Annotated in this window: 24 protein-coding genes; 18 read left to right on the top strand and 6 right to left on the bottom strand. The window is 73.1% G+C overall.

Annotated features, from left to right (window positions below):
• Positions 1 to 135 precede the first annotated feature (135 nt).
• The 4 genes from OHS33_RS38390 to OHS33_RS38375 all read right to left on the bottom strand — a co-directional run bounded on the left by OHS33_RS38390 (position 136) and on the right by OHS33_RS38375 (position 6146).
• Positions 136 to 957 carry an AfsR/SARP family transcriptional regulator gene (locus tag OHS33_RS38390; RefSeq protein WP_330335553.1) on the bottom strand — a complete coding sequence of 274 codons (822 nt, stop codon included), beginning with the start codon at positions 955 to 957 and terminating at the stop codon, positions 136 to 138.
• Positions 958 to 1288: 331 nt separating this feature from the next.
• Entirely contained in the window at positions 1289 to 2218 is a 930-nt protein-coding gene (locus OHS33_RS38385; RefSeq protein WP_330335552.1) for a 4'-phosphopantetheinyl transferase family protein, read from the bottom strand.
• Positions 2215 to 3822, bottom strand: coding sequence for a beta-ketoacyl [acyl carrier protein] synthase domain-containing protein (locus OHS33_RS38380; protein WP_330335551.1), 1608 nt, complete (start codon positions 3820 to 3822; stop codon positions 2215 to 2217). The genes OHS33_RS38385 and OHS33_RS38380 overlap by 4 nt, the downstream gene beginning before the upstream one ends.
• Before the next feature lie 1598 nt (positions 3823 to 5420).
• Complete coding sequence (locus OHS33_RS38375; RefSeq protein WP_330335550.1) at positions 5421 to 6146, bottom strand: acyl carrier protein; 726 nt, start codon at positions 6144 to 6146, stop codon at positions 5421 to 5423.
• A gap of 172 nt (positions 6147 to 6318) precedes the next feature.
• Here OHS33_RS38375 and OHS33_RS38370 point away from each other — a divergent pair, with 172 nt between their 5' ends.
• Positions 6319 to 6447, top strand: a complete 129-nt coding sequence (locus OHS33_RS38370) for a hypothetical protein (protein WP_330335549.1) — start codon at positions 6319 to 6321, stop codon at positions 6445 to 6447.
• 73 nt (positions 6448 to 6520) lie between these two features.
• Here the strand turns inward: OHS33_RS38370 and OHS33_RS38365 are convergent, their stop codons facing one another.
• Positions 6521 to 6994 carry a DUF1772 domain-containing protein gene (locus OHS33_RS38365; RefSeq protein WP_330335548.1) on the bottom strand — a complete coding sequence of 158 codons (474 nt, stop codon included), beginning with the start codon at positions 6992 to 6994 and terminating at the stop codon, positions 6521 to 6523.
• 149 nt (positions 6995 to 7143) lie between these two features.
• Between OHS33_RS38365 and OHS33_RS38360 the strand changes: the two genes are divergently transcribed.
• Complete coding sequence (locus OHS33_RS38360; protein ID WP_330335547.1) at positions 7144 to 8391, top strand: FAD-dependent monooxygenase; 1248 nt, start codon at positions 7144 to 7146, stop codon at positions 8389 to 8391.
• A 61-nt stretch (positions 8392 to 8452) separates the two neighbouring features.
• On the opposite strand, the gene OHS33_RS38355 is transcribed toward OHS33_RS38360, so the two are convergent.
• Complete coding sequence (locus OHS33_RS38355; RefSeq protein ID WP_330335546.1) at positions 8453 to 9025, bottom strand: TetR/AcrR family transcriptional regulator; 573 nt, start codon at positions 9023 to 9025, stop codon at positions 8453 to 8455.
• Between the two features lie 206 nt (positions 9026 to 9231).
• Between OHS33_RS38355 and fabD the strand changes: the two genes are divergently transcribed.
• The 16 genes from fabD to OHS33_RS38275 all read left to right on the top strand — a co-directional run bounded on the left by fabD (position 9232) and on the right by OHS33_RS38275 (position 26778).
• The gene (gene fabD, locus OHS33_RS38350; protein WP_330335545.1) at positions 9232 to 10200 is read left to right on the top strand and encodes an ACP S-malonyltransferase; all 969 of its coding nucleotides are present in this window, start codon (positions 9232 to 9234) and stop codon (positions 10198 to 10200) included.
• A gap of 65 nt (positions 10201 to 10265) precedes the next feature.
• Entirely contained in the window at positions 10266 to 10691 is a 426-nt protein-coding gene (locus OHS33_RS38345) for an acyl carrier protein (RefSeq protein ID WP_283458448.1), read from the top strand.
• Between the two features lie 121 nt (positions 10692 to 10812).
• Complete coding sequence (locus OHS33_RS38340; RefSeq protein WP_330335544.1) at positions 10813 to 11580, top strand: SDR family NAD(P)-dependent oxidoreductase; 768 nt, start codon at positions 10813 to 10815, stop codon at positions 11578 to 11580.
• A 40-nt stretch (positions 11581 to 11620) separates the two neighbouring features.
• Entirely contained in the window at positions 11621 to 12073 is a 453-nt protein-coding gene (locus tag OHS33_RS38335) for a 3-hydroxylacyl-ACP dehydratase (protein ID WP_330335543.1), read from the top strand.
• A complete protein-coding gene (locus tag OHS33_RS38330; protein ID WP_330335542.1) occupies positions 12070 to 13365 on the top strand; it encodes a beta-ketoacyl-[acyl-carrier-protein] synthase family protein in 1296 nt (431 codons plus the stop codon). Before OHS33_RS38335 ends, OHS33_RS38330 begins: the two co-directional genes overlap by 4 nt.
• Positions 13362 to 13775, top strand: a complete 414-nt coding sequence (locus tag OHS33_RS38325) for a 3-hydroxyacyl-ACP dehydratase FabZ family protein (RefSeq protein ID WP_330335541.1) — start codon at positions 13362 to 13364, stop codon at positions 13773 to 13775. The genes OHS33_RS38330 and OHS33_RS38325 overlap by 4 nt, the downstream gene beginning before the upstream one ends.
• Complete coding sequence (locus tag OHS33_RS38320; RefSeq protein ID WP_330335540.1) at positions 13772 to 15061, top strand: beta-ketoacyl-[acyl-carrier-protein] synthase family protein; 1290 nt, start codon at positions 13772 to 13774, stop codon at positions 15059 to 15061. The genes OHS33_RS38325 and OHS33_RS38320 overlap by 4 nt, the downstream gene beginning before the upstream one ends.
• A gap of 26 nt (positions 15062 to 15087) precedes the next feature.
• Positions 15088 to 17451, top strand: coding sequence for a beta-ketoacyl-[acyl-carrier-protein] synthase family protein (locus OHS33_RS38315; RefSeq protein ID WP_330335539.1), 2364 nt, complete (start codon positions 15088 to 15090; stop codon positions 17449 to 17451).
• 2 nt (positions 17452 to 17453) lie between these two features.
• Positions 17454 to 18578, top strand: a complete 1125-nt coding sequence (locus OHS33_RS38310) for a 3-oxoacyl-ACP synthase III family protein (RefSeq protein WP_330335538.1) — start codon at positions 17454 to 17456, stop codon at positions 18576 to 18578.
• 29 nt (positions 18579 to 18607) lie between these two features.
• A complete protein-coding gene (locus OHS33_RS38305; protein WP_330335537.1) occupies positions 18608 to 19507 on the top strand; it encodes an ester cyclase in 900 nt (299 codons plus the stop codon).
• A 123-nt stretch (positions 19508 to 19630) separates the two neighbouring features.
• The gene (locus OHS33_RS38300) at positions 19631 to 20623 is read left to right on the top strand and encodes an aldo/keto reductase (RefSeq protein WP_330335588.1); all 993 of its coding nucleotides are present in this window, start codon (positions 19631 to 19633) and stop codon (positions 20621 to 20623) included.
• Between the two features lie 76 nt (positions 20624 to 20699).
• The gene (locus tag OHS33_RS38295; protein WP_330335536.1) at positions 20700 to 21917 is read left to right on the top strand and encodes a phytoene desaturase family protein; all 1218 of its coding nucleotides are present in this window, start codon (positions 20700 to 20702) and stop codon (positions 21915 to 21917) included.
• A gap of 28 nt (positions 21918 to 21945) precedes the next feature.
• A complete protein-coding gene (locus OHS33_RS38290; protein ID WP_330335535.1) occupies positions 21946 to 22599 on the top strand; it encodes a thermostable hemolysin in 654 nt (217 codons plus the stop codon).
• The gene (locus OHS33_RS38285; protein ID WP_330335534.1) at positions 22589 to 24229 is read left to right on the top strand and encodes an AMP-binding protein; all 1641 of its coding nucleotides are present in this window, start codon (positions 22589 to 22591) and stop codon (positions 24227 to 24229) included. The genes OHS33_RS38290 and OHS33_RS38285 overlap by 11 nt, the downstream gene beginning before the upstream one ends.
• Positions 24226 to 25173: a TauD/TfdA family dioxygenase gene (locus OHS33_RS38280; protein ID WP_330335533.1), complete on the top strand. Its 948-nt coding sequence runs from the start codon at positions 24226 to 24228 to the stop codon at positions 25171 to 25173. Before OHS33_RS38285 ends, OHS33_RS38280 begins: the two co-directional genes overlap by 4 nt.
• A gap of 60 nt (positions 25174 to 25233) precedes the next feature.
• Entirely contained in the window at positions 25234 to 26778 is a 1545-nt protein-coding gene (locus tag OHS33_RS38275) for an MFS transporter (RefSeq protein ID WP_330335532.1), read from the top strand.
• Positions 26779 to 26819 lie beyond the last annotated feature (41 nt).

The raw sequence follows: 26819 nt of genomic DNA, 5'->3' as shown, positions 1-26819 counted from the left end.
TGACCCATCACTGTCCGCGCCCCGGCTGGACCGGGGCTGGAGAGGCCTTCGAGAGGCCCGGCACGGGTGGCGGAGCCGCCCCGGGGGTACGCGCGTACCGGCCAGGAGGTGCGCGTACCGGCCCGGGGCGGGTCCTCAGGCGGCGAAGAGGTCGAAGGTCGAGGTGTGCCGGGGGCCCGCGAAGACGTCGAGCTGCGGGTCCACGGACAGCATCGCCTGGTGCAGGCGCTGCAACTGCGGGGAGGGCTCCACGCCCAGGTCCTCGATCAGCCGCATGCGCAGCTTGCGGTACACCTCCAGTGCCGAGGCCTGTCGGCCCGAGCGGTAGAGCGCGACCATCACCTGGGAGTGCAGTCCCTCGTGCTGGGGGTGGCGCGCGGTCAGTTCGGTGAGTTCGGCGATGAGTTCGGCGTGCCGGCCGAGGCGCAGGTCGGCGTCGATCCGCCGTTCCACGGTGACGAGCCGGCTCTCCTCCAGGCGCATCACCTCGATGTCGAGGATCGGTCCCACGCGTACGTCGACCAGGGCCGGTCCGCGCCACAGGTCCAGCGCGGCCTTGAAGCGGGCCGCCGAGACCTGGCTGTCGCCCGTCTCGAAGGCCGTCTGGCCCTCGCGGATCAGGCGCTCGTAATCGTGTACGTCGACGCTCTCTTCGGGGATCTGCAGCAGGTAGCCGCCGTGCCGGGTGGCCAGTACCTCTTTGGCGCCACCGGGCGCGTCGGGGCCCATCGCGGTGCCCAGGCGTCTGCGTAACTGGAGGATGTACGTCTGGAGGGTGGTCAGCGCGCTCTGCGGCGGCTGGGTCCCCCAGATCTCCTCCATGAGGGTGGGGACCGGCATGACGCGCCCCGGATAGAGCGCGAGCAGTGACAGAACCTGCCGTGGTTTACCCGCGGTCGGAACGATGGATCCCCCGTTGACCTCGGCACTCAACGGACCCAGAACCTGAATCCTCACGGTCTCCTCCGTACTCGTCGAGTTCCTTGTCTTTTCCATCCGGTGGGCAGAAATCCGCCCCCGCTCCAGGCACGCTAGCGGGGGCCACAGGTCTTTCTCTATTTCCTGTAGTGGTCCTTGAGCGCCTTTCCATGGCGTCCCATCAGTACGGGATGGATTCAGCCTCTTTGCAGGTCAGGGCGGGCTGGATGATGTTACGGGCGGATGTCCGGGGAAAGCTGGAGAGATATAGATCAACTTTCCGGGGCGCGAGAAGATCCGCGAATGTTTCCAAATTATCGGTAAAGGATTCGAGGAGTGTTCCGGGGGTGTTCGGGGGCTGTCCGGGGTGTCACGCGGGAACGGATGCCTGGATTCCGCCGACCGGATCCGGGAGCGGAAAACTCTGGGGGGCGCTGCGGCTCCACGGGAAGCCGTGGTTCAGCTGGATCACCGCGTCCTGCCCGGGGTCGGCGGGGACCGCGACGGCGACCAGGACGCCGGGGACCGGCTCCAGCTCGATGAACCACCAGGGGCGGGCCGTGTCGTCCTCCGGCGGGGCGAAGGCGCGCACACCGCGCTCGTCGTCCATCGTGAACACGAAGCTGTCGAAGGGCAGTCCGAGACCCAGGCCGCGGGCCTTGGAGTACGCCTCCTTGAGCGTCCACACGCGCAGCGCGCGCCGGTCGCGCTCGCGCCCCGGGGGCAGGGTGTCCACCCAGTCGCGCTCCTCGGGCGCGAAGGTGCGCACGATGGTGGTGATGGCCTGGGCGTCGCGGTCGTCCATCCGCTCCACGTCCACGCCGATGCGCTGGTGGCGCACGATGCCGAGCAGGTTGTAGCCGCCCGCGTGCGAGAGGTTGAAGTCCAGCTGGGCGCCGCCGCGCGGCAGGGCGTCGGGGGAGGGCCGCAGGAACGGCCGCCCGCGGGCGGAGCGCCAGATGACCAGCTCGGCCTCGGACAGGCCCGCCTCCAGGGACAGGGCGCGGCGCACCAGCGTGTGGGCGATCAGGTACTGGCTGCGGTCCCGCTCGAAGAGGAACTTGCCCGCGGTCTTGTGCTCGTGGGCGTCCAGCCAGTGCCCGGCCAGCAGACTGGCCAGGGCCGGACTGACCTCGTCGTTGGGGCACAGCCACAGGGTGACCGCCTCGGCGGTGGGGCCCTGGGCGGCGGCCGCCTCGACCAGTTGCTGCCGGTTGGTGCCGCCGGGCGCTCGCGGGGCGCTGGTTGCCGTCGTGGCGCTGGTCACCGTCGCGGCGTTCACCGTCGTGGCGGCGTTCATGCGAGGTCTCCCCGCTCGGCGCGGGCCGTATCCGGCGGGGCGGGCAGCCAGAAGGGGCGGGGGCGGGACGCGGTCGTCGGCAGGTCGAGGACGGGCCGCGGGCCGGCGCCGGGTGCCGTGTCGGTGACCAGGACGTCGACCCCGGCCAGCCACAGCCGGGTCAGCTGCTCCAGCCGGTCGCCCCGCCAGAGGGCGTCGACGTACGCGCGGGTCTCGCCGAGATCGCCCAGCAGCAGCGGGTCACGGGCGTGCGCGGTGCGGAGGTCCGCGCTGCGGACGGGGGGCGCGTACGGGAGGCCGTCCGCCTCCGGGAGCCCGCCGGGCGCGGCGAAGGCGGCCAGGGCGCTCGCCAGCTCCGGCACGTCGGTGGCGACGACGGCGAGGCGGCAGTCCATCGGGGCCCGGCCGGAGCGCAGTTCGCCCGCCACCGCGTCCAGATCGCAGACCGCGCCGCGGGCGGCCCCGGCGGGGGAGGTCAGCCAGCGGGCGAGCCGCCCGGCGGTGGCGGTGAGGTGCGCGGGGGTGGGCGCCGACAGCAGCACCAGGCGGGGGCCGCCGCCGGGCTCCGGGGCGGGTTGTTCCGGGGCGGGTGCCGGGGCCGGGGCCTCCGCCAGGACGAGGACGGCCTGCGGCTCGCCGTCCTCGTGTACGCCGACCAGGGCGCGGCGGGGCGCACCGGCCGGCCAGGGGGCGGGCTGGGCCCGGCCGCCGGAGCGCGCCGGGTCCGGGAGCAGGGTGGCGTGGCGCAGCTGCAAGACGGCCCGGGCGAGCGCGGCCGCGCCGGTCGCGGCCCCGGCCCGGCCCACGGAGCGCGCCGCGCTGCGGGAGTCCTCGGTCAGGGCGACGGCGGCGGCGGGGATCCGGGCGGTGGCCAGGGCCCGTTGGGCGAGGCGCTCCCGCAGCGGGGCGTGCGGACCGCGACCCGGGTGGCCGACCGCGCTGGACAGGACCACGGCCTGAACCCGGTCTCCGTCCGCGCGGGCGGCGGACAGCGGGCGCAGCAGGACGGCGGCGACCCCCTCGCCGTCACCGGGGCGCAGGCGGCCGGGGTGCAGGCGCAGTTCGGCGGCGCCGACGAGGGCGGCCGCGCACTCGCCCGCGCGCAGGGCGGCCAGCGCGTGGTGCACGGCGGTCAGGAAGGAGGAGGCGCCGGTGTCCACGCTCTGGCTGGGGCCGCGCAGGTCCAGCAGCCGGGAGAGCCGCCCGGCGGGGTCGCCGTACGGGGTCCCCGCGGGGGCCAGCAGGGAGTAGTCGTGGGAGGTGACGGCGGTGAAGACGCCGACGCTGCGGGACGCGGTGGCGCCGTCGGGGGAGCCGAGGGCGTCGAGGCGGGCCCCGGCGTAACCGGCGCCCTCCAGCACCTGCCGGGCGCTCTCCAACAGCAGCCGCTCCTGCGGATCGAGCGCGGCGGCGGTGGCGGGGTCCAGGCCGAAGAGGTCGGGGTCGAAGGCGGCTACTCCGTTGAGGAGGCGGGGGTTCTGGTCCGGGATCGGAGCGGTACCCGGTGTGTTCCCCTGGCCGGGGACGGTGGCGGGTTCGTGGCCCGGGGCCGGGCCTGCGGCCGGGGGCGTATTCCGGTCCGGGGGCGTGGCCCAGGCGGCCATGGCCCGTACCGAGGCCGGGGTTTCGGCCGTTCCCGGTCCGGGGGTTCCCGTGGGGGCGGTGTCGGCGCCGGGCGCGCCCGGGTGGACGTCCGGGGCCGTGCCCGTGCCGGTGGCTGCGGCGGGTGCGGCGGGTGCGGCGGGCGAGTTCGGGCTCGCGCCCGGGGCCGTGCCCGGGGTTGCGCCTGGGCCTGCGGCCGGGCTTGCGCCCGGGGCTGCGGTGGGGCCCGTGCCCGTGTCGGGGCCTGCACCCGGGCTTGCGCCCGGAGCCGCGCCTGGGCCTGCGGTCAGGCTTGCGCCTGGGGCTGTGGCGGGGCCAATGCCCGTGCCGGGGCCTGCGTTCGGGCCTGCACCCGGGCCCACGCCCGGGGCCGCACCCGGGGCCGCACCCGGGCTCACGCCCGGGGCCGCGCCCGGGGCCGCGCCTGGGCTCACGCCCGGGGCCACGCCCGGAGCCGCACCCGGGCTCACGCCCGGGGCCGTGCCCGGGGCCGTGCCTGGGCCTGCGGCCAGGCTTGGGCCCGGGGCTTCGGTGGGGCCGATGCCCGTGCTCGGGCCTGCGCCCGGGGTACGGACCGGGGTGAGGCGGGGGGTGCCTGTGGCCGTAACGCGGCCTGCGGCGGCCAGGCTTGGGCCCGTTGCGGGCGGGCCCGGGCGGGGCGCGGGGCGGCCTGTGGCCGTGGCTTGGCCTGCGGCCGCTACCGCCGGGCTCGGGGCCTCGGCCGGGGTTCCGTCAGCGGCCCTGGCGGGCACGGTGCCGGGGCCGGGCGGGTCCGCGGGCCTGGCGTACACCGGGGCGGTGCCGGGGCCGGGCTCGGCCGCGGCCGGGGCGGCCGCCGGGTCGGGGCCGGGGGCGGGCTGGTCCGTGGGCGTGGGGTACGCCGGGTCGGTGCCGGGGTGGTTTGCGGTCGGTTCCGCTCGGGCCGCGGTCTGGGCCGGGGGATCGGGCCAGTATCGGGCCGGGGGCGTGGGGGACGTGGGGCCGGGGAGGGTGCCAGGGCCGGGCTGGTCCGCGGGTCTGGCGTACGCAAGGCCGGGGCCGCGCTGGTCCGTGGTCGTGACGACGGCAGGGCCAGGGCCGGGCTGGTCCGTGGGCCTGGCGTACGCCGGGCCGGTGCCGGGGCCGGGCTGGGCCGGGGGTGTGGTGGCCGCCGGGACGGGGTCGGACATGGGCTGGGCCGGGGGCGTGGTGGGGGACAGGGACAGGTGCCAGAACGCGGTGAGGTCCACGGCTTGGGGGAAGTGGCCCTGGAGGGCGATGACCGCGCAGGGGGCGGGGGGCCGCGGGGCCGTGGGTGGGGTGGCGGGGAGGGGCTCCGGGGGAGCGGTGGCGGTCGGGTCGGCCGTCAGCAGGGCCACCGCGCGTCGGCGCTCCAGGGTGCCGCTCTTGAACCGCCTCAGGATCTCCCGGTCTTCCATCTCCTGGCGTGCCTTTCGTCTCCGGCCTGGTGGTGTCCGGGCGGTCGTTCCGGGCCGTGCGGAAGTGGAATCCGTCGCCCGGGAGGGGGAGGGGCGGGCCCGACCGGCCCTGGGTGCGGGGCGCGATGGCTCCGCGGGAGGTGCCCCGGGGCGGTGGACCCGGCAGCGCCCCCGTCGCGGGGTCAGCGGGCGGCGAGCAGGGCGGCGGCTTCGTCGATGCTGAGTACGTCGTCCCGTACCGCGTCCAGCAGGGCTTCGAGGTCGAGGCCCGGGCCCTGCGCGGCGGGTGGCGTCGGCGCGGCGGGCGCCGGGGGGACCGCGGGGGTGCCGGTGACGCGGGAGGTGACGTACGCGGCCATCGCGGCGAGGTCGGGGTGTTCGTAGAGCAGGGCGGTCTGTTCGGTGAGGTCCCAGGTCTGGTTGATGCCCGCGACGAACTCCGCCGCCAGGATGGAATCCAGGCCCAGCATCGTGAAGGGGGTCCCGGGGTCGATGGCCTCGGGGGCGCAGCGCAGGATCCGCGCGAGCTGGTCGCGCAGCACCAGGGTCAGGCCGGCGGGGTCGGCGGCCACGGCGACCGCGGCCGGGTCCCGTACGGGCCGCAGCGGGGACCAGGAGGTCGTGGCGGCGGACGGCGCCGGGGCGGAGGGCGCGTGCAGGCGCCCGGCGATGTGCCGGGCCAGCGCCGCCGGGGTCCGGTGCTCGTACAGCGCGTCGCTGGGCAGCCGGATGCCGTAGCGGGCGCCGAGCGCGGCGACGAACTGCGCACTGAGCAGGGAGTCGATCCCCAGGAAGGCGAAGGGCCGCTCGGCGTCGACGGAGTGCACCTCGGCGCCGGTCATCCCCGCCAGTACCGCGGTGAGTTCGGCGAGCACATCGGCGGCGGGAGTGTGCGGGGCGGTGGTCATGATGGGCGTCTCCCCGTGTCGGATCCCGGTCCCATGGTACTTTTCCGCAATTTCCTGGAGGGGTCCTCGAATTCCGCTGGGGCGGGGGAATTATGGCTTGACGAGGTTGGGCGGGGCTGGCGAATCTCTAGAGGGTATTCCTGCGTGTTCCGCGTCTGAAGGAGACATCATCGTGGCGAGCAAGAAGAAGAACGTGACGGGTTCCGAGCCGGAAGTGGCGCCGGGCGCCGTCGGCGAGGTCACCGAGGGAATGGACGACAGCTCGGACGCGGACATCCTCGGCAACATCGCCCTCCAGTAGGAGTTCAAACGGAGCACGGCTGAGGGGGCCCACCGGCGGGTGGGCCCCCTTCGCCGTGTCGTCCGCGCGCCACTCAGGTGGTGGAGAGGACCACGCACATCGCGCCGAGGGCCACCGCCTGGAGCAGCACCCGGACGTTGATGACGCTGTCCCAGGTGCGCTGCAGGCCGCGGGCGTCGGGGGCGACCTTGCACTCCAGGGCCGCGCTGGTGAGCGCCTTGTTCACCGGCACGCTCACCTTGTTGTAGATCGCCAGCCAGATGACCAGGGCCAGGGCCGAGACGCCCGCGGCGATGGAGGGCACGGGCTTGCCCTCGAAGCCCGCCAGCCCGGCGGTGGCCACCGTGGAGACCAGGCCCGAGACGCCGGGGACGACCATCCGGGCGTCCCCGAAGCGGTGGGTCTGGCCCATGACGCTGGTGAGGGTCGCGTCGTCGACGTGGGCGAGGGCCGGGCGCTGGACGAGTGCGCCGAAGACGTCGGTGCCGTAGACCACCGCGTTGGCCATGGTGGCGATCACGGCCAGCGTTTGCAGGAGGACTTCCATCACAACCACCTTTGTAGCGACGCTAGATGTTCTGCTGAGACTATCAAGTTCGATGCTTGGAATGCTAGCGTTGACAACTCCACTAGTCCGCCAGGGAGTTCATGACCGGTCCCGGACCGGCCCGGGCAGCCACGAGGAGAGCACACAAGATGGCCATAGGACATGCCCGTCGCATACTCATCGCCGGCGGAGGGATCGGCGGCCTCGCCGCGGCCCTCGCCCTCCAGCAGCGCGGTTTCGAACCCCTCGTCCTGGAACGGGCCGAGGAACTGCGCGACGGCGGGGCCGGTCTGCACATCTGGACCAACGGCGTCCTCGCGCTGGACTACCTCGGCGTCGCCGAAGAGGTCCTGGAGATCGCCCCCGCGCAGGAGACCGCCCACTTCAGCACCTGGCGCGGAGAGGTCCTCGGCGCCTGGCCGGTGGGCGACTTCGTCGCCCGCTACGGCGCGCCCACCATCGCCGTCGAACGGTCCGTCCTGCACGGCATCCTGCGCGACGCGCTGACGGGCGACGTGGTGCGCACCGGCGCCCACGTGGTCGGCTTCGACCAGGACCGCGAGGGGGTCACCGTCCGTTTCGCCGACGGCACCACCGAGCGCGGCGACCTGCTGATCGGCGCCGACGGCATCCACGGAGCCGTCCGGGACGCCATGTTCGGCCCCGCGCAGAACCGCTACAGCGGCTACATCGCCTGGCGCGGCCGGGCCCAGATGGAGCACGCCGACATCCCCCCGGGCACCTTCAACGCCATGTTCGGGCCGGGCACCCGCTTCACCTACTACGACGTCGCCCCCGGCCTGGTCCACTGGATGAGCGTGGCCAACGGCGCGCCCGGCGGCCGCGACCTGCCCGGCGTACGGGACATGCTGCTGCGCCGCCACGCGGGCTGGGGCGGGCCCGTCGCGGACATCCTGCGGGCCACCCCCGAGGAGTGGATCCTGCGCGGTGACGTCGAGGGCCGCAAGCCCGAACGCCAGTGGGGCCAGGGCCGGGTCACCCTCCTCGGTGACGCCGCGCACCCCATCACCTTCAACATCGGCCAGGGCGCCTGCCAGGCCCTGGAGGACGCCCTCGTGCTCGCCGAGCACCTCGCCGGGGCGGGCAGCGACCCGGTCTCGGCGCTGCGCCGCTACGAGAGCGAGCGCCAGCAGCGCACCGCGCCGCTGCAGAACATCGCCTGGCGGATCGGGCAGATGGGCTCGGTGAAGAACCCGCTGCTGATCAAGGTGCGGGAGGCGTTCATGCGCAAGAACTGGAACACCAAGGCCTTCGCCGCCGCGGAGAAGGACCAGGTCGCCTACGGGACCCGCTGGGCCAGGCAGACCGGGCGCCACCGCGCCCCCGCCGCCCCGGACCGGACCCCGGCGGCCAGCTCCGCCCCCGGCGCGGAGTAGGACCGTACGCCCGGAAGATCCCCGTGTACCGCCGAGCCCGGGTGGGCGGCCCATGGCCGCGTCACCCGGGCAGCGCGCGTCCGGCGGCCGCGTCCACCGGCAGCCGGGACCACAGCGGGTGGCCCGCCGGGAAGCCCATGCAGACCAGCACGTTGACCAGCATTCCGTACGCCATGAACGTGGTCGTCCCGGCCGGGTCGGCCCCGCCGAGCGGGGCCTCGACCGCCTCCCACACCTTCAGCCACTCCGCCCGCACCGCCTCGCCGAAGGCGGCGTCGCCCGCGGCTTCCGCGGCCGCCACCGCCACGTACACCTGCATCTGGAGCCGGAGCCGGTCCGGCTCCTTGACGAGGACCCGGGTGTAGGCGTTCGACATCGCGCGCAGCGCCTCGCGGCCCGTCAGCCCCCGCGCGGCCCCGGCGAACAGGGCCGCCGTGTCGGCGACGCAGCGGGTCGCCGCCGCCAGGAAGATCGCCCGCTTGCCGGGGAAGAGCCGGAACAGGTACGGCTGGGACACCCCCGCGCGCCGGGCGATGTCCGCGGTCGAGGTGCCGTCGTAGCCGCCCCGGGCGAATTCGAGCATCGCCGCCCGGATAACGCTCGTACGCCGTTCCTGCGCGCTCATCCTCGCCATGTCGCCGCCATGTCGGCCAGTTTGTGGCGGTGTGCTTTCCCCGTCAATGGCGGCCCCTTGGGCGGTCCCTTCGGCGGGTCCTTCGGCGGCAGTCGAGGTCAATTCGAGGAATGCGCCAGAACAGGGTGCCAGATTCACAGAGTCGAAAACCGGTCGCCGACGGCTCGATGACCTATCGGCCACAAGTCAGTGAGGTAGGAACGGGGATGATCGACAACCTATTCACGATGTTTCCCGGACAGGGCTCGCAGCGCGCGGCCATGGCGGGGCATCTCCTTCGCGAACACCCCCGCACGGCCGGACGCGTCCTGGCCCGGGCAGAGGAGGCCACGGGCCTGCCGCTGACCGAGCTGTGCACCACGGCTCCCGAAGAGGCGCTGGCCCCGACCGAGATCGCCCAGCCCGCCATCGTCGCCACCAGCCTCGCCGTGTACGAGATCCTGCGCGCCGAGACCGGCTTCACACCGGGTGCGGTGGCCGGGCACAGCCTGGGCGAGTACACGGCGCTGATCGCCGCCGGGGTGCTGGACGCGGACGACGCGCTGCGCCTGGTGCGCATCCGCGGGCAGCTCATGGCCGGGGTCTCGCGGACGGTCTCCGGCGCGATGACCGCGCTGATGGGGCTGGACCCGGCGCGGATCGAGGAGGTCTGCGCGGCGGCCGCCCCGCTCGGGGTGGTCGAGGTCGCCAACTACAACGAGGCGGGCCAGACGGTGATCTCCGGGCAGAGCGCGGCGGTCGCCGAGGCGGCCCGGCTCGCCCTGGAGGCCGGCGCGGAGCGCGCCGTGCAGCTCAAGGTCTCCGCCCCCTTCCACTGTTCCCTGATGAGCGCCATCGAGGACGAGTTCGCCGCGGCGCTGGAGCGGGCCACGTTCCACGCGCCCCGGGTGCCCGTCGTCAGCTCGGTGACCGCCACGGTCGTCCGCGACGGAGCCCACGCCCGTGACCTGCTGCGCCGTCAGCTGGCCGGACCCGTGCGCTGGGTCGGCGTACTGGAGACGGCGTCCGCGCTCGGCGTGGGCGGCTACCTGGAGGCCGGTCCCGGCCGGGTGCTCAGCGGCTTCGCCGGCCGCGCCCGGCCCGACGCGCCCGTCCGCAGCACCAACGACGCGCGCCGCATCACCACCCTGCTGCGCGACCTGAGGCCGGAGCCCGCCACCGCGGCCGCTGCCTGACCTCCGGCCCGACCCGCACGCCTTCCCACCCCGTTCTTGCCAACCCTCTCGAAAGGCAGCCCACGGTGCCCGAAACCCTTGCCACCACTTCGACCGACTACCTCTCCGCGGTCCAGGCCGCCATCGCCGACGCGCTCGGCATCGACGAGGCCGAGGCCGTGCCCGAGGCGACCCTGCTCGGTCAGCTGGGCGCCGAGTCGATCGACCTGCTCGACATCCTCTTCCGCGTGGAGCGCGCCACCAAGGTGAAGATCACCGTGGCCGACATCGCCAACCTGCTCCAGGGCGGCATCCCGGACGAGGAGTTCGGCGACGAGAACGAGGTCGTCAACGACACCGGTCTGACCCACCTGGAGAAGGTCCTGCCGCAGTTCAACCGCAGCCAGCTCAGCGAGCCGCTGACGGCCGAGGGCGTGCTGGGCCTGTTCACCGTCCAGAACCTGACCGACCTGCTGACCGAGCGCGCCCACGCGGCGGCCGCCGCCGCGTAGCGCGGGACCGGCAGGGGGCTCCGGGCCGACGGTGCCCCGGAGCCCCCTGCCGCTCCCTCCCGCCTCCCTCCCCCTCCAGACACCAGGCCGCCCGCCTCGCAGCAGAAACGGGAAGAGACAGATGAAGCTGAAGGACCGCACCGCCCTGGTCACCGGTGCCTCGCGCGGCATCGGCCGGGCCATCGCCCTGGCCCTGGCCGAACAGGGGGCGGCCGTCGCAGTCAACTACCGCTCGCGCCAGGAGGAAGCCCTGGCGGTCGTCGAGGAGATCGAGGCGGCGGGCGGGCGGGCCGTGGCGATCGGCGCCGACGTCTCCGATCCGCAGGACGCGGCCCGCCTGGTCGCGGAGGCCGTCCGGCAGCTGGGCGCCCTGGACATCCTGGTCAACAACGCGGGCATCAGCGACGACGGGCTGATCTACCAGTCGAAGCCCGACGCCTGGTGGAACGTCATGAAGGTCAACTTCGGCGGGGCCTACCACTGCACCCACGCCGTCAGCGAGCAGTTCATGACGGCGGGCAACGCCACCATCGTCAACATCTCCTCGGCCATGGGCGAGACCGGCTGGATCGGCCAGTCCAACTACTCGGCCTCCAAGGGCGCGCTGAACTCCTTCACCCGCGCCGCCGCCATCGAGTTCGCGCGCTTCGGCGTCCGGGTCAACGCGGTCCTGGCGGGCTTCACCCCGACCGAACTGGTGGGCGAGGTGATGGAGAAGGACGGCGGCAAGTCCATCAAGAAGCAGATCCCGCTGCGCCGCTTCGCCACCGTCGAGGAGGTCGCCGCGGCCGCCGTGTTCCTGGCGGGCCCCGACTCCGGCTACACCACCGGCGAACTGCTCTGCGTCGACGGCGGGTTCTCCGCCCAGCTCGGCATCGGCCGTCCGTAACGGACCGCGAGGATCGAAAGGACCGGAAGAAGAGACGACGATGCGATTCCATCTGATCGACAGGATCGAATCCTGGACTCCCCGCGAGCACATCACCGCTCGCAAGGTCACCTCCGTCGACGAGGACTACTGGCAGCACACCGGCGGCGGCCCCGCGATGCCCTTCGGGCTCGCCCTGGAGGCCCTGTGCCAGTCGGCCACCTGGCTGATCATGCTCAGCACCGACCACACGCTGCGCGCCGCGCTCCTCGCCGTCGGCGACGCCACCGCGAGCCGCGCGGTACGGCCCGGTGAGGTGCTCCGCATGGAGGCCAGGATCGAATCGATGACCGACGAGGCCGCGATCCTCGACGGCACGGTCACCGTGGACGGCGAGACCGTCCTGGACGCGAGCGGCATCCTGTGCGCGCTCATCGACGCCGAGCGGCTCGACGACCCGGCGAACACGGCGCGCATGGCGCGACAGCTACAGGGCGGAGGGCCGGTGGGATGAGCGGTACGAGCGACTACAAGCGCGTGGCCATCACGGGAATCGGGGCGGTCACCCCCCTCGGCAATGACGCCGGGACCACCTGGGAGGGCCTCGCGAGCGGGCGCAGCGGCATCGGGGCGCTGACCACCTTCGACGCCACCGGCTTCCCGGTGCGCATCGCCGCCGAGGTCAAGGACTTCGACGCGGCCAAGGCCATTCCGGCGCACGTGGGCCGCAAGCACCTCTCGCGGGTCGGCCAGTTCGGCGTCGCCGCCGCCTGGGAGGCGGTCCGCGACGCGGGCATCGACCAGGTCTCCGAAGAGGTGTACGCCGCCGACGAGCGCGGGGTCGCCATGGGCGCCAGCGTCGGCCGCCCCGAACTCCAGGCCCTCCTCGACATCGGGCACCTGCGGGCCACCACCGGTCAGCAGGACGCCTTCATCTGCCAGCCCCCGGCGGTCACCCTGACCGACGACCAGAACGTCCCGCTGGCCGCGATGGCCCGGATGGTCGGCGGCACCGGCCCGATGATGGGCATCTCCACCGCCTGCGCCGGATCCGGGCACGCCATCGGGGAGGCGTTCCGCGCCATCCAGGAGGGCGACGCCAAGATGATGGTCGCGGGCGGCTACGACTCGCTGACCACCTGGCTCGACCTGCTCGGCTTCAGCCTGCTGGGCGCGCTCACCGACCGCTACAACGACGACCCGACGCACGCCTCGCGGCCCTTCGCCGCGGACCGCTCCGGCTTCGTCATCGGCGAGGGCGCCGTCGCCGTGATCCTGGAGGACCTGGACAGCGCCCGCGAGCGCGGCGCCACGATCCTCGCCGAGATCCTCGGCTACGGCTCCACCCTCAACGCCTGGCGGATCACCGACTCCCCGCCGGACGGCTCCGGCGCCATCCAGGCCATGGAGGGCGCCATCGCCGAATCCGGCCTCGGCACCGGCGGGATCGACTACGTCGTCGCGCACGGCACCAGCACCCACGGCAACGACCAGTCCGAGACGGTCGCCATCAAGAAGGTGTTCGGTACGGACGCGCAGCGCATCGTGGTCAGCGCCCCCAAGTCGATGTCCGGGCACCTGACCTCGGCCAGCCTGGGCCTGGGCGTCCTCGCCGCGGTCAACGCGATGCGGCACTCCCTGGTGTCCCCGACGGTCAACCTCGACGAACCCGACCGCGGCCTCGACCTGGACTACGTACCGCACACCGCGCGCCCGATGCCGGTCGGCGCCGCACTCATCAACGCCTTCGCCTTCGGCGGCAGCAACACCGCCCTCGTCATCGGCGCCCCGCGGGAGGACGCGTGACCACCTCGCTCGCCACCCCCGTCGTCCCCGGCTTCGACCGCGTGGTGGAACTCGTACCGGGTGAACGGGGCGTCGGCATCCGCAACGTGCCGGCCACCCTGCCCGCCTTCGACCACCACTTCCCCCGCCACCCCATCCTGCCGGGCGTCCTGCTCCTGGAGTCCATGGCCACCCTCGGCAAGGCCGTGGCGGGCAGCGGCACCGACTGGCGCCTGAAGGGCGTGCGCGGGGTCCGCTTCAAGCACTTCGTCGGACCCGGCGACCAGGTCGAGATCACCGTCGAGGTGATCGGCCGCACCGAGGACAGCACCGATGTCAGGGCCACCGCCAAGGTCGAGGGCCGTGTGGTCGCCGCCGCTCGCGTCCTCACCCTCGTGAGCGCCGAGAAGCCCTGGGAGGGCACAGCATGAGCGACAACAGGCGGCGCGTGATGGTGACCGGCATCGGCCTGATGACCGGGATCGGCCAGGGCGCCGCACAGACCTGGGAGGCCCTGCTGGAGGGCCGCAGCGCCATCGGGCCGCTGCGCGCCTACGATCCGGCCCCGCTGAAGACCGGCATCGGCGCCGAGATCCCCGATTTCCAGCCCACCGAATGGGCCAGCCGCCGCACCCTGCGGATGCTGTGCCGCGGCGACCAGCTCGCCCTCGCGGGCGCCACCCTGGCGCTGCGGGACGCGGGCCTCGACGGCGAGAAGGACCTCGGGCACCGGGCCGGCCTCTTCCTGGGCAGCAACAAGGAAATGCCGCGCATGGACGAACTCATCGCCCAGCTCCAGGCCGTACGCGCCGAGGACGGCACCCCCGACCTGTACAAGCTGGGCCAGGACGCCTCCTCGGTGGTCGCCCCCCTCTTCTTCGTCGAGGGGCTCCAGCCCGCCGCCGGGTTCCACATCTCCGAGAAGTACGGGATCCGCGGCGCCAACGCCTACTTCGCCGGGACCGCCGACTCCGGCGCCATGGCCATCGGCCGCGCGATGCGCACCGTACGCCGCGGCGAGGCCGACATCGTGGTCGCCGGCGGCTACGACGACGCCACCGGCTGGTGGGCGATGTCCAAGATGGACGGCCTCGGCGTCCTGACCACCCGACCCGAACTCGGCGACGCGGCCTTCCGGCCCTTCGACCGGGACCGCTCCGGCTCCGTCTTCGGCGAGGGCGCCGCCCTGCTCGTCCTGGAAGAGCGCGAACACGCGCTGGCCCGGGGCGCCCACTGCTACGCCGAGGTCACCGGCTTCGGCGCGGGCAACGACTGCGTACGACCGCCCAGTCCGCAGGCCCGGGCGCGCGGCCTGTCCCGGGCCATCGGCCGCGCCCTGACCGACGCGGGCGGCATCTTCCCCGACGGCAGCTACATCGCCGCGCACGGCTGCGCCACCGTCCAGGGCGACGCCAGCGAGACCATCGCCCTGCACGACGCGCTCGGTACGTCCGCCAAGGCGGCGCAGATCAGCAGTGTCAAACCGCAGACCGGGCACCTGGTCGGCGGCGCCGGGGCACTGAACGCGGCCGTGGCCGCACTGACCCTGGACTCCGGGATCATCCCCGCGACCCGGAACCTGGACAACCCCGCCGCCGAGTGTGACCTGGACTACGTCCCGCTCACCCCGCGCGACACACGGCCCGACAGCGCACTCGCCCTCGCCCGCGGCCTGGAAGGCCAGGCGGTGGCGGTCGCGCTGAGGCGGGTCTCATGACCGGCACACCCGAAAGGAGCGCGGACATGACGGACGACGTGTACGACCACACCACCCCGCCGGACGGCCCGGGCCGCACCCGCACCGTGGTCATCTGCGGCGTCGGCGCTGTGACCGCACAGGGCGACGGCGCCGAGGCGCTGTGGGAGGGCATCCGCACCGGACACACGGCCATCGGCCCGGTCCGCGGCATGTCCATGGAGGGATACGACACCGAACTCGGCGGCGAGGTCTCCACCGACCGCCGCCCCGCCTACGACTACCTGGCCTCCTTCGGCGGGCAGGTCCGCGAACCCGCCGCCGACTTCGCGCTCCTCGCGGCGGAGGAGGCGATGGACCAGGCGGGCCTGGGCTCGCTGCCCGCCGACCGCTGGGGCGTCGCCTTCGGCTCCTGCAACGGCGGTCTGCGCAGCGCCGAACTGCTCGCCCGCAGAGCGATGGACGGCGCCGCCCCCGAGGACGACGGCCGGCACTACCTGCTGGTCCCGCCGCAGGCCATAGCCGAGGCGCTCAGCAGCGCCTTCGGCCTCAAGGGCCCCTCCCTGTCGGTGAACACGGCCTGCGCCTCCGGCGCCCACGCCATCGCCCACGCCACCGAGGCGATCGCCGCGGGCCGCGCCGACGCCATGCTGGTCGGCGGCTCCGACGCCTTCACCGAGACCGCCTTCGCCGGTTTCACCAGCCTCCAGTCCCTGTCCACCAAGCCCGCCGCGCCCTACTCCCGGGACCGCGACGGCCTCTCGCTCGGCGAGGGCGCGGGCATGCTCGTGCTCGCCGAGGAGTCCGTGGCGCGCGCCGCGGGCGCCCCCATCCTGGCCGAGGTGCTCGGCTACGGGCTCTCCGCCGACGGCTACCACGCCACCGCCCCGCACCCCAAGGGCGAGGGCGCCGCGCGCGCGATCCGCGGCGCGCTGACCTCCGCGGGCATCGCCCCGGAGGACGTCGGCTACATCAACGGGCACGGCACCGGCACCCCCAAGAACGACTCCGCCGAGTCCAACGCGGTCCGCGCCGCCTTCGGCGAGGCCGCCGAGAAGACCGCGCTCAGCAGCTCCAAGTCGATGATCGGCCACCTGCTCGGCGCGGCGGGGGCGGTCGAGGCCATCGTCACCGTCAAGGCGCTGGTCGAGCAGATCGCCCCGCCCACCGCCAACTTCACCGGCGTCGACCCCAAGTGCGGCCTGGACGCGGTGCCCGACCCCGGGCGCTCGCTGGCCATGAACGCCGCGCTGTCCAACAACTTCGCCTTCGCCGGAGCCAACGCCTGCGTCGCCTTCGGCTGGCCCTCCGGGCACCGCTTCACCGTCCCGGCCCCGCCCGCCACCGAGAAGGTCGTGATCACCGGCTTCGCCGCGATCACCTCGGCCGGTGACGGCGCCGACGCGCTGTGGCGGGCCTGGAGCGAGGGCGTCCCGCTGGGCGTGGACGAGGACGGACTGAGCGTCGCCCGCGCCGACTTCGACCCGCACGCGCACATCGACCGCCGCGTCGCCCGCCGGATGGACCGGCTCGGCCAGCTCGCCGTGGCCTCCTGCAAGGAGGCCCTGGAGCACGCGGGCCTGACCGCCGACGAGCGCGTCGGCGTGGTGCTGGGCACGGGCCTCGGCCCGATGCGCAGCATCGAGGAGTTCCTGCTCCCGGTGCTCGGCGGCTGCCCCTCGCACGGCAGCCCGGCCGTCTTCCCCAATACCGTCTTCAACGCGGCCGCGGGCCAGGTCGCCATGAACGTCGGCGCCAAGGGCCCCACCTCCACCGTGACCACCGGGCACGCGGCCGGGGCCTCCGCCCTGACCGTGGCCCACGACCTGCTGCTCCAGCACCGCGCCGACGCGGTGCTGTGCCCCGCGGTCGAGGACCTCTCGCCGGGCGTCCTGGACGCCTACCGCAAGCTGCCGCTGTTCGCCGGATCCGGGTACACCCTGGCCGAGGCGGGCATCGCGCTGGTGCTGGAGCGGGAGTCCACGGCCCGGGCCCGCGGCGCGAAGGTGCTGGCCGAGTTCGCCGGACACGGCACCGCCTCGGACGCCCAGGGCATCGGCCGCTGGGACGCCGAGGGCGAGGGCGTGGAACGGGCCATGCGCGAGGCGCTGGCCCACGCCGGGGTGGAGCCGGGCGAACTCGCCGGGATCTGGGCCAACGCGGCCGGACTGGAGCGGGCCGACACCCCCGAGACCCTGGCCACCGCCCGGCTGGGAGTGGCCGACGCGGCGCCCGTGCACAGCCCGAAGCGGATCCTGGGCGAGCCGGTCGGCGCGGGCGCGCAGCTGGCGGCCCTGCTCGCCCTCACCGGCTGGGACAACGGCCTGGCCAGTGGGCCGGTGCTCATCAACAGCTCCTCCCTCGGCGGCACCCACATCAGCCTCGTCCTGCGTCCCGCAACGGAGAACTGACCATGTCAGCCAGCACCGCGTCCACCACAAGTGACCGCCATGTATCGATCCTCGCCACCGGCGCGCACCTGCCCGGCGACCCCCTCGACAACGACGCCCTGGCCAAGATCTGCGGACCGCTCCCGGACGACGTCCTGGAGGGCATCCAGGTCGAGCGCCGCCACTGGCTGATCGACCCGGCCACCGGCGCCCACCGCACCTCCACCTCCGCCATGGCCACCGCGGCCGCCCGCCAGGCCCTGGAGCGGGCGGGCATGGAGGCGTCCGAGGTCGAGCTGATCGTGATGTCCACGGCCAGCCCCGACTACCTGCTGCCGGTCGCCGCGACCTACGTCCAGGAGCAGCTCGGCCTGGAGAACTGCGCGGTCATCGAGGTCCGCGCGGGCTGCGTGGGCGCCGTACAGGCCCTGGACATCGCCCGCCGCCAGCTCGCCGACGGCACGTACAAGACCGCCCTGGTCATCGGCTCGGAGGCGGTCTCCCCGCTGCTCGCGCCGGTCTTCCTCGGCAAGGACCCGTACAAGGTCCGGATGCGCGACCGGCTCACCGTCTACACCTTCGGCGACGGCGCCGGGGCTCTGGTGCTCAAGGCCGGCGAGGAGGGCTCCGCGCACGAGGGCAGCCGCCAGGTCTTCGCCACGCGGTCGATGGGCGGGGCGCGCAAGCCCGGCATGCTGATCACCGGCGGCGGGACCGACGCACCGCTGCACGAACAGCAGCAGCGCAAGCGGCTGATGGACATCAGCCTGGACATCCCCGGTACCGCGAAGTTCGGGCCGCGGGTCTTCGTCGAGGGCATCCACGACATGCTGCGCCGCTCGGGCCTCGCGCTCGACGAGATCGACGCCTGCGTGCTGCCCGAGGGCAACGCCGAGTACTTCGCCAGCGAGTACGGCACCGCCGGGCTCTCCGCCGAGGACCAGGCGACCCTGAGCAAGAACATCGTGGAGAACCTCACCGATGTGGGCGCCACCGGTTCCGCCGCGGTGCCGCTCGCCCTGGACGCGGGCTGGGTGGACGGCCGGATCACGCCCGGGGACACCGTCCTGCTGCTCGCGATCGAGGCCAGCCGCTACCTGTACGCGGGGCTGACACTCACCTGGGACGCCCCGACCCCCGCCAAGTGACGACGTAAGCGACGTAAGGACGGATGGACGTGTCGATACAAGAGACGGAGCGCACCGAGGTGGGTACCGGTACCGCAGTGAGCGTCGGGGAGAGCGTCGAGGAGCGGAACAAGAAGACCATCCGCTCGGTCTTCGACACCTTCGTCAACCGGGGCGACTTCTCCATCGTCGACCGGATCTACAGCCCCGACATGATCGACCACCAGCCGCTGCCGGGCGCCCCGGAGGGGCTGGAGGGGGTCAAGTACACCATCGCGGGTCTGCGCGAGGGCTTCCCCGACCTGCACGTGACCATCGAGGACATGAGCGCCGCCGGGGACCACGTGGTCATCCACAACACCTGGCGCGGCACGCACACCGGCGAGTTCCTGGGCATGCCGCCGACCGGCCAGTTCATCGAGTTCACGGGCGTGGTGGTGTGGCGGCTGCTGGAGAACGGGCTGATCGCCGAGCGCTGGGGCATCGGCGTGGAGTCCAACATGCTCTCGGTGCTGGGCATGCGGCGCCTGGCCCCCGCCTCGCGCGGGGCGGCCAAGGCGGCGGCCCGGCGGACGGTGAAGCCGGCGACCGTGGTGCTGGAGCTGCCCGCCGAGCGGGCGGCGCGGTGGCAGGACGTACAGGCCGAGCTGTCCGGTGAGCGGCTGCGCGCGTACGAGGCCTCCCGGCGCCGGGCCGGGATCCTCCAGGAGTCCTTCGCGGTACAGGAGTTGGGCGGCCGGTCCGTGGTGGTGCTCCAGCTGGAGGCGCGCGATCCGGCCGGGGCGGCGAAGCGGCTGCGGGAGTCCGGCAACGCCTTCGACGTGTGGCTGCGCGGGGCGGCGGGCGAGGTCTTCGGGGCCGATCCGTACGCGGCGCTGGCCGAGGGCGGGGCCGCCGAGCAGGGGCACGGCTGGTCGTCGGTCACTTCCGAACTGGTGGCGGGCGGCTGACTGATCTGACGCTTCGTCAGGTCTGTTGTCTAGCTTAGGTATTGACTCTTTCATTGCTAGTTCTCAAGAGCTATCACTGCTAGAGTTTCTAGGGATGAAAACTACCCGGGGAAGGCGTGGATGATGCGGCAACGAAAGCTCGGCAGCCAGGGGCTGGCGGTCTCCGAGCAGGGGCTCGGATGCATGGGCATGACCTTCGCCTACGGCCCCGCCGACGACCAGGAGGCCCTGCGCACGGCCCACCGGGCCCTCGAACTCGGCGTGAACCTCCTCGACACCGCGGACTTCTACGGACCGCACTCCAACGAGGAGTTCGTCGCCCGGGTCATCGCGGGCCGCCGGGACGAGGTCATCGTCTCCTCCAAGGTCGGCAACGAGGTCAGCCCCACCGGGCAGATCACCGGCAAGCTCAACGGCCGCCCCGAATACATCCGTTCCACCGTCGAGGGCAGCCTGCGCCGGCTCGGCACCGACCGCCTCGACCTCTACTACCTGCACCGCGTCGACCCCGACGTGCCCGTCGAGGAGAGCTTCGGCGCGCTGGCCGACCTGGTCGCCGCCGGAAAGGTCGGCTACCTCGGCATCTCCGAGGCCTCCGCCGCCACCATCCGCCGCGCCCACGCCGTCCACCCGCTGAGCGCCGTACAGACCGAGTACTCCCTGGCCACCCGCGACGTCGAGGCCAACGGGGTCCTCGACACCGTCCGCGAACTCGGCATCGGCTTCGTCGGCTACAGCCCGCTCGGCCGCGGCCTGCTCACCGGCCGCATCCGCACCCTCGACGGCCTCGCCGAGCACGACTTCCGCCGGGTGGCGCCGCGCTTCCAGAAGGAGAACCTCGACGCCAACCTGCACGTCGTCGAGCAGCTGGAAGCCCTCGCCGCCGCCAAGGGCATCACCACCGGCCAGCTCGCGCTGGCCTGGGTGCTCGCCCAGGGCGAGGACGTCGTGGCCATCCCCGGCACCAAGCGGGTCACGTACTTGGAAGAGAACATCGCCGCGTCCGCCGTCGCACTCGGCGCCGACGACCTCGCGGCCCTCGACCGGATCGCCCCCCACGGCAGCCTGGTGGGAGACCGCTATCCCGCAGGCGCCATGGCCACGCTCGACGGCTGAGGAACGGCCCGCGCACCTGCGAGGTGCGCGAATCCCCAAGGTGCGCGAATCCCAAAGGTGAGTGAGTGCGATAACCATGGCGAACATCACGATCATCGGCGGCGGGCTCGCCGGCCTGACCGCGGCGATATCCGCCGCCGAGCAGGGCGCCCGCGTCACCGTCCACGAGGCGCACGCCCACCTGGGCGGCCGCTCCCGCTCCGCCACCGGGCCCTACGTCACCAACGACGGCCCCCACACCTTCTTCGACAACGGCCCCTGCTGGAGCTGGCTGCTCCAGCGCGGCCTCGCCGGGAACTACGTCCGCCTGTCCTTCCACGAGTGGACGCGGATGCGCTTTCGCCACATGGGCAAACTGCGCATGACCCTGCCCGGCGGCTACATGAAGATGACCTGGATGCACCGGGACATCGAGGTCCCCATCGACCGCTCCTTCCAGGACTGGGCCAGCGAGCGCTTCGAGCAGCAGACCGTCAACGAAGCCCTCGGCTTCCTCGGTCCGATCCTCTTCGACGGCGACCCCGGCCGGCTCTCCGCCGCCTTCGTCTGGGAGCGGCTGCTGCGCGTCGGCACCCCCCGCTTCCCGCTCCCGAGCCGGTACTTCATCGGCGGCTGGGGCGGGGTCATCGACCGGATGGAACGCCGGGCCAAGGCCCACGGCGTCGTCATCGAGAAGAACTCCCGGATCACCGAACTCCCCACCGACGGCCCGGTCATCGTCGCCACCTCGCTCGCCGCCTCCCGCGGCCTGCTCGGCGACCCCACGCTCGACTGGCCCAGCGGCACCGCCGCCCTGCTCGACATGGCCGTCACCCACTCCAAGAAGGACGGCAACGTCTCCTTCGACATGGACGAGGGCGGCTTCACCTCCCAGTACTCCGACCACGACCCCTCCCTCGCACCCGAGGGACAGGCCCTCTTCCAGGGCCAGATGCCCATCCGGCCGGGCGAGTCGAAGGCCGAGGCCCTGGCGCGCCTCGAAAAGCTCTTCGACCTCACCACCCCCGGCTGGCAAGACCGCATCCAGTGGCGCCGCGAGGGAGTCTCCCGCGGCCGCACCGGCGCCCTCGACCTGCCCGGCCTGAGCTGGCGCGACCGTCCCGCCATCGACCGCGGCGACGGCGTCTACCTCATCGGCGACGCGGTCGCCGCCCCCGGCATCCTCGCCGAGACCTCCATCAACAGCGCCCTGCACGCGGCGGAACTCGCCGTCCGGGCCCAGCCCGTGACGCGCCGCGCGCCCGGCGTCCAGGCGGTGAGCCGGTCCGTCCTCTCGGCCCACTCGACCCTGTAACTCGACCCTGTAAGGGGGCGCATCACACATGAGAATCACGCTGTCCGAGCGCGGTACCCCGGACTGGCTGGTCGCCAGGGAGATGGCCCGCGAGGTGTTCGCCAAGCAGTACCAGGCGACCATCAACCCCGACCCCGACGGCTTCCTCGCCTTCTTCGAGGAGGACGAGAACGGCCAGGAGCAGGTCCTCGCCTGCGCGGGCCTCTCCTTCCCCGAGGACGAGCCGGTCCTGCTGGAGCGCTACCTCGACGCCCCGGTCGAAGAGGTCATCGCGGCCGAGGTCGGCGACCCCGTCGGCCGCCACCAGGTCCTCCAGATCGGCAACATCGCCTCCGTCCGCGCCTCGGCCGGCGGCGAGATCATCAAGTCGATCCCGCTGGTCATGGCCTGCCTGGGCCGCCCGTACGCGGTGATGACGATGACCGGCCGGCTCGCCGAGCTGATGTCCCGCCTCGGCTGCGTCTTCCACCCGCTCGCGGACGCCTCGCCCGACCGGCTGGAGCCGGAGGAACTCGCCTCCTGGGGCTCGTACTACGACACCCGGCCCATGGTCGGCTACGCCAAGGCGGTCGACCAGAGCACCCTGCTGCTCGCCGCCATCGGCCGCTACTGCTTCGAATCCGTCGACATGCGGCTGCTCAGCAACCGCCCGCAGGCGAAGGTGCTGACCCGTGCCGCATGACACCCTGCCCGTCTCCCTCGCCCAAGGCCTGCTGGACCAGGCCGACAGCGACGCCGTCATGGTCCGCGTCCTGTCCGGCGACGGCGGTACGGGCACCACCTGGAGCTACCGCGAGATCATCGGCGCGGCCCTGGTCCTCGCCGGACACCTGGAGCGCTGGGCCGCCGAGCACGGCCGCCCCGCCAAGGTCGGGCTGCTCGCCGAGAACTCCCCCGAGTGGGTCGTCGCCGACCTCGCCGCCCTCTTCGCCGCCGCCGTCGAAGTCCCGGTCCCCACCGCCTTCGCCGCCGAACAGGCCGCCTCCCTCCTCGACACCGCGGACCTCTGCTACGTCGACGACGGCGGCACCCGCGCGCTGGCCCGCTGGGCCGCCGACAGCGGACCGGCCAACACCGGATCCAAGGTGCTTCCCGACACGTGCCCGGTGACCGCCGTCGACATCAAGGCGCTGCTCGCCGAGACCCCTGCCGGGGGAGCGGCCCGCCCGCCGGTGCCCGCCGAGGACGCGGTCATCAAGGTGATCCACACCTCGGGCACCACCTCCGCCCCCAAGGGCGTCCAGATCCGCCGCCACGGCCTGGACGCGCTCCTGACCTCCCTGCGGGCCCGCACCGAACCCGCCGTCTTCGAGCGCTACCTCTCGATCGTCCCGCTGAGCCTGCTCATCGAACAGGTCGCCGGGCTCTACATGCCCTTCCTGGCCGGCGGCTCGGTCTCCTTCCTGCCGCCCGGCACCGCGCTGGTGGGCACCGCCGCCGACGCCGCGCCCCGGATGCTGAGCCTGCTGCGCCAGGCCCGCCCCACCGCACTCGTCGTACCGCCCACCGTCGCCGGACTCTTCCTCGCGCTCAGCGACCAGCAGCCCGGCGAGAGCGTCCCCGAGCGGCGCCGCCGGATCTTCGGCCACGAGGGCTCCGTCTTCATCGCCTGTGGCGGCGCGCCCGTCCCCGCGGAGATCCTCCAGCGCCTCGACGCCTACGGGGTCACCGTCCACGAGGGGTACGGACTCAGCGAGAACTCCTCGGTGGTCTCCTGGAACTTCCCCGGCCAGGTCCGCTTCGGCACCGTCGGGCGCCCCCTGGACCACGTACAGGCCGAACTCGCCGAGGACGGCGAGCTGCTCATCCGCAGCACCTCGCTCTTCGCCGGGTACACCCGCGAGGACCCGTCCAGCGTGGTCGTCGACGACCAGGGACGCCTGCACACCGGCGACCTCGCCGAGATCGACGAGGACGGGTACCTGCGCATCACCGGCCGCAAGAAGAGCATGGTGATCACCTCCAGCGGCCGCAACGTGTCACCCGAATGGGTGGAAGCGCGCTACCGCGAGATCGGCTTCATCCGTGAGGCCGCCATCGTCGCCGACGGCCTCGACCAGGTGCACGGCCTCTTCGTCATCGAGGCCGGCCTCGACCAGGACACCGCCCGCGAGCGCATCGACGCCTTCGGCAAGGAACGCCTCTCCGGCATCGAACGCGCCGCCGTCGTCCACCTCATGTCCGAGGACGACCCCGAGTACGCCACCTGCTTCACCGTCACCGGGCGCCCGCGCCGTGACGTCATCCGCACCCACGTGCTGCGAGGGCACCAGAGCGCCCCGGCCGGGGACACGACCGAGGAGAAGGCATGAGCACGGCAGTGAGCACCGCAGCGAGTACCGGAGTGAGCACCGCAGTGAAAACCACGCCCTACGGCACCGGCAGCGGCCTGCTGGTGGAACCCGTCGAGGGCGGCAGCCTCGCGGACATCGACCCCAAGGCCCTGCGCGGCCTGCTCGCCGAGGCGGGATTCCTGCTGCTGCGCGGATTCACCCCCTCCGACATGGACTCCTTCACCGCCCTGGTGCAGGCCACCTCCACCTCCACCACCCTCGACCCGGCCCGCGACTTCTACTCGGAGGTCGCCCAGAAGGTCGACGCCGGATTCGCCGAGGTCGGCCTGCACACCGAGAACGGCAACAGCCCCTTCCGCGCCCACGTCGCCTGGTTCTTCTGCGAGAAGGCCGCCTCCTCCGGCTCCCAGACCACCGTCTGCGACGGCTACCGCGTCTGGGACGCCCTCAGCGACGGGGCCCGCGAGGCCTTCGCCGCCCAGGACATCGTCTACAGCCGCTACGTCGGCGAGCAGCAGTGGCGCGCCATGGCCCACCACCTGCTCGGCAAGACCAAGCCCGCCGAGGACATCAAGGTGGAGGAACTCCTCGCACTGGCGAGCCAGTTGCCCGGCACCGAAATCCAGGCCGAGGCGGACGGCGGCATCCGCTACGCTTTCTGCACCCCCGCTGCCGGGACCACGATCTTCGGCGAGCGGCGCTCGTTCGCGAACAGCATCCTCGGCCCCTCCTTCAACTACGAGAAGCCGACGATCACCTTCGCCGACGGGACCGAGTTGTCCGAACAGCTGCTGGCCGAAGTCGAGTCGGTGACCGCACGGATCACCGAGAACCTCGAATGGCAGGACGGCGACGCCGCTGTCATCGACAACACCCGGGTCATGCACGGCCGCCGCGCCATCACTGACCCGAACCGGACCATCTACAACGCCCTGAGCTACATCGAGGCCACTGCCGCCTGACCGGACTGCGCCGCTCCCGGCCGCGGGGCCGGGGGCGGCGGGCCCACCCGAGAGGGAGCCATGAACACCGAGAAGAACGCCCCCCGTATCCAGGACCAGGCACCGGCCGCCGCGTCCGCGGCCGGACCGGGCACCGACACCCCGCCCGACCCACGACGATGGCGGCTGCTCGTCTTCGTCGCCCTCGCCCAGTTCATGGTGCTCCTCGACACCACCGTGGTGAACCTCGCGCTGCCCGCGATCCAGTCCGACCTGAAGGCCACCGCCACCGGCATCGAGTGGGTGCTGACCTCCTACATCCTGTGCTTCGGCGGCCTGATGCTGCTCGGCGGGCGCACCGCCGACCGCTGGGGGCGCCGGCGTACGTTCCTGCTCGGCGCGTTCCTGTTCACCGCGGCCTCGTTACTCTGCGGCATCGCCGACGGCACCGGCCTGCTGATCGCCGCGCGCGCCCTCCAGGGGTGTGGCGCGGCCTTCCTGTCCCCGGCCGCGATGTCCCTGGTCACCACCACCTTCCCCAAGGGCAAGGAGCGGACCACCGCCCTCGCGATCTGGGCCGCGCTGGCCGGACTCGGCGGCACCCTCGGCGTCATCGCGGGCGGCCTGATCACCGACAGCCTCAACTGGCGCTGGATCTTCTACATCAACATCCCCTTCGGGGTCGTCGCCGTCATCGGCGTGCTGATCCTGGCCGGCGGGCGCACCGAGACCAAGAGCGAGTCCACCCCCGACATCCTGGGCGCGATCGCCGTCACCGGCGGCCTGGCCTCCCTCGTGTACGCCATCGTCAACATCCAGGACAAGGGCTGGGGTTCGATCCCGTACGTCATCGTCCCGGCCGTCGCCGCGGTGGCGCTGCTGGTCGGCTTCGTCGTGGTCGAGCGCAAGGTCGCCGACCCGCTGATGCCGCTCCAGCTCTTCGCCACCCGCTCCCTGGTCACCGCCGGCCTCGGCCGCATCCTGACCAGCGGGGTGCAGGCCTCCGTCCTCTTCCTGAGCAGCTACTACCTCCAGCGCAGCCTCGGCTACTCCACCCTCAAGTCGGGCTTCGCCTTCCTGCCGCTCGGCGTCATCGCCATCCTGATCACCGCCCCGGCGACCCGGATCATGCACAAGTCCGGACCCCGCCCGGTCTACCTCTTCGGCGCCATCGGCTCCGTACTCGGCCTGATCCTGCTGACCCGGGCCCCGCACGACGGGAACTACCTCCTCGACGTGCTGCCCGCGCTGCTCATCCTGGGCGCCTCCATGCAGTGCTGCGGCATCCCCGTCAACGTCCACGGGGTGTCCGACATCCCGCAGGAACAGCAGGGCATCGCCTCCGGCGTGCTCGTCGCCGCCTTCCAGGTCGGCGCCTCGCTCGGCGTGGCGACCGTGGCCACCAGCGCCATGACCCGCACCACCGGCGAACTCGCCGACGGGCGGCTGCCCGCGATCGCCTGGGTGGACGGACTGCACCTGGGCTTCTGGATCGCGGTGGGCATCGGCGTACTCAACCTGCTCAACGCCTTCTTCGGGCTCCCCGGCAAGCGGCGTACCGGGCCCACCGAGAGCACCGGGACCGCTGTGGCCGCCACCACCGCGCGGAGCACCACCAGCGTCTGACCACCCCCTCGCCCTGACCACCCCCCTTGTCCTGACCACCC

Origin of the sequence: Streptomyces sp. NBC_00536 (assembly GCF_036346295.1) — a bacterium.
GTDB lineage: Bacteria > Actinomycetota > Actinomycetes > Streptomycetales > Streptomycetaceae > Streptomyces.
The sequence above is the reverse complement of the archived record's forward strand: the minus strand, read 5'-3'. Positions and strand labels throughout refer to the sequence as shown.

Bases quoted from the DNA above. Each gene is read 5' to 3' on its own strand.
- OHS33_RS38315 (WP_330335539.1), top strand. From the start codon at position 15,088: ATGACGGACGACGTGTACGACCACACCACCCCGCCGGACGGCCCGGGC.
- OHS33_RS38280 (WP_330335533.1), top strand. From the start codon at position 24,226: ATGAGCACGGCAGTGAGCACCGCAGCGAGTACCGGAGTGAGCACCGCA.
- OHS33_RS38365 (WP_330335548.1), bottom strand. From the start codon at position 6,994: ATGGAAGTCCTCCTGCAAACGCTGGCCGTGATCGCCACCATGGCCAAC.
- OHS33_RS38275 (WP_330335532.1), top strand. From the start codon at position 25,234: ATGAACACCGAGAAGAACGCCCCCCGTATCCAGGACCAGGCACCGGCC.
- OHS33_RS38320 (WP_330335540.1), top strand. From the start codon at position 13,772: ATGAGCGACAACAGGCGGCGCGTGATGGTGACCGGCATCGGCCTGATG.
- OHS33_RS38360 (WP_330335547.1), top strand. From the start codon at position 7,144: ATGGCCATAGGACATGCCCGTCGCATACTCATCGCCGGCGGAGGGATC.
- OHS33_RS38385 (WP_330335552.1), bottom strand. From the start codon at position 2,218: ATGAACGCCGCCACGACGGTGAACGCCGCGACGGTGACCAGCGCCACG.
- OHS33_RS38380 (WP_330335551.1), bottom strand. From the start codon at position 3,822: ATGGCCGCCTGGGCCACGCCCCCGGACCGGAATACGCCCCCGGCCGCA.
- OHS33_RS38335 (WP_330335543.1), top strand. From the start codon at position 11,621: ATGCGATTCCATCTGATCGACAGGATCGAATCCTGGACTCCCCGCGAG.
- OHS33_RS38310 (WP_330335538.1), top strand. From the start codon at position 17,454: ATGTCAGCCAGCACCGCGTCCACCACAAGTGACCGCCATGTATCGATC.
- fabD (WP_330335545.1), top strand. From the start codon at position 9,232: ATGATCGACAACCTATTCACGATGTTTCCCGGACAGGGCTCGCAGCGC.
- OHS33_RS38330 (WP_330335542.1), top strand. From the start codon at position 12,070: ATGAGCGGTACGAGCGACTACAAGCGCGTGGCCATCACGGGAATCGGG.
- OHS33_RS38375 (WP_330335550.1), bottom strand. From the start codon at position 6,146: ATGACCACCGCCCCGCACACTCCCGCCGCCGATGTGCTCGCCGAACTC.
- OHS33_RS38295 (WP_330335536.1), top strand. From the start codon at position 20,700: ATGGCGAACATCACGATCATCGGCGGCGGGCTCGCCGGCCTGACCGCG.
- OHS33_RS38355 (WP_330335546.1), bottom strand. From the start codon at position 9,025: ATGGCGAGGATGAGCGCGCAGGAACGGCGTACGAGCGTTATCCGGGCG.
- OHS33_RS38340 (WP_330335544.1), top strand. From the start codon at position 10,813: ATGAAGCTGAAGGACCGCACCGCCCTGGTCACCGGTGCCTCGCGCGGC.
- OHS33_RS38290 (WP_330335535.1), top strand. From the start codon at position 21,946: ATGAGAATCACGCTGTCCGAGCGCGGTACCCCGGACTGGCTGGTCGCC.
- OHS33_RS38300 (WP_330335588.1), top strand. From the start codon at position 19,631: ATGCGGCAACGAAAGCTCGGCAGCCAGGGGCTGGCGGTCTCCGAGCAG.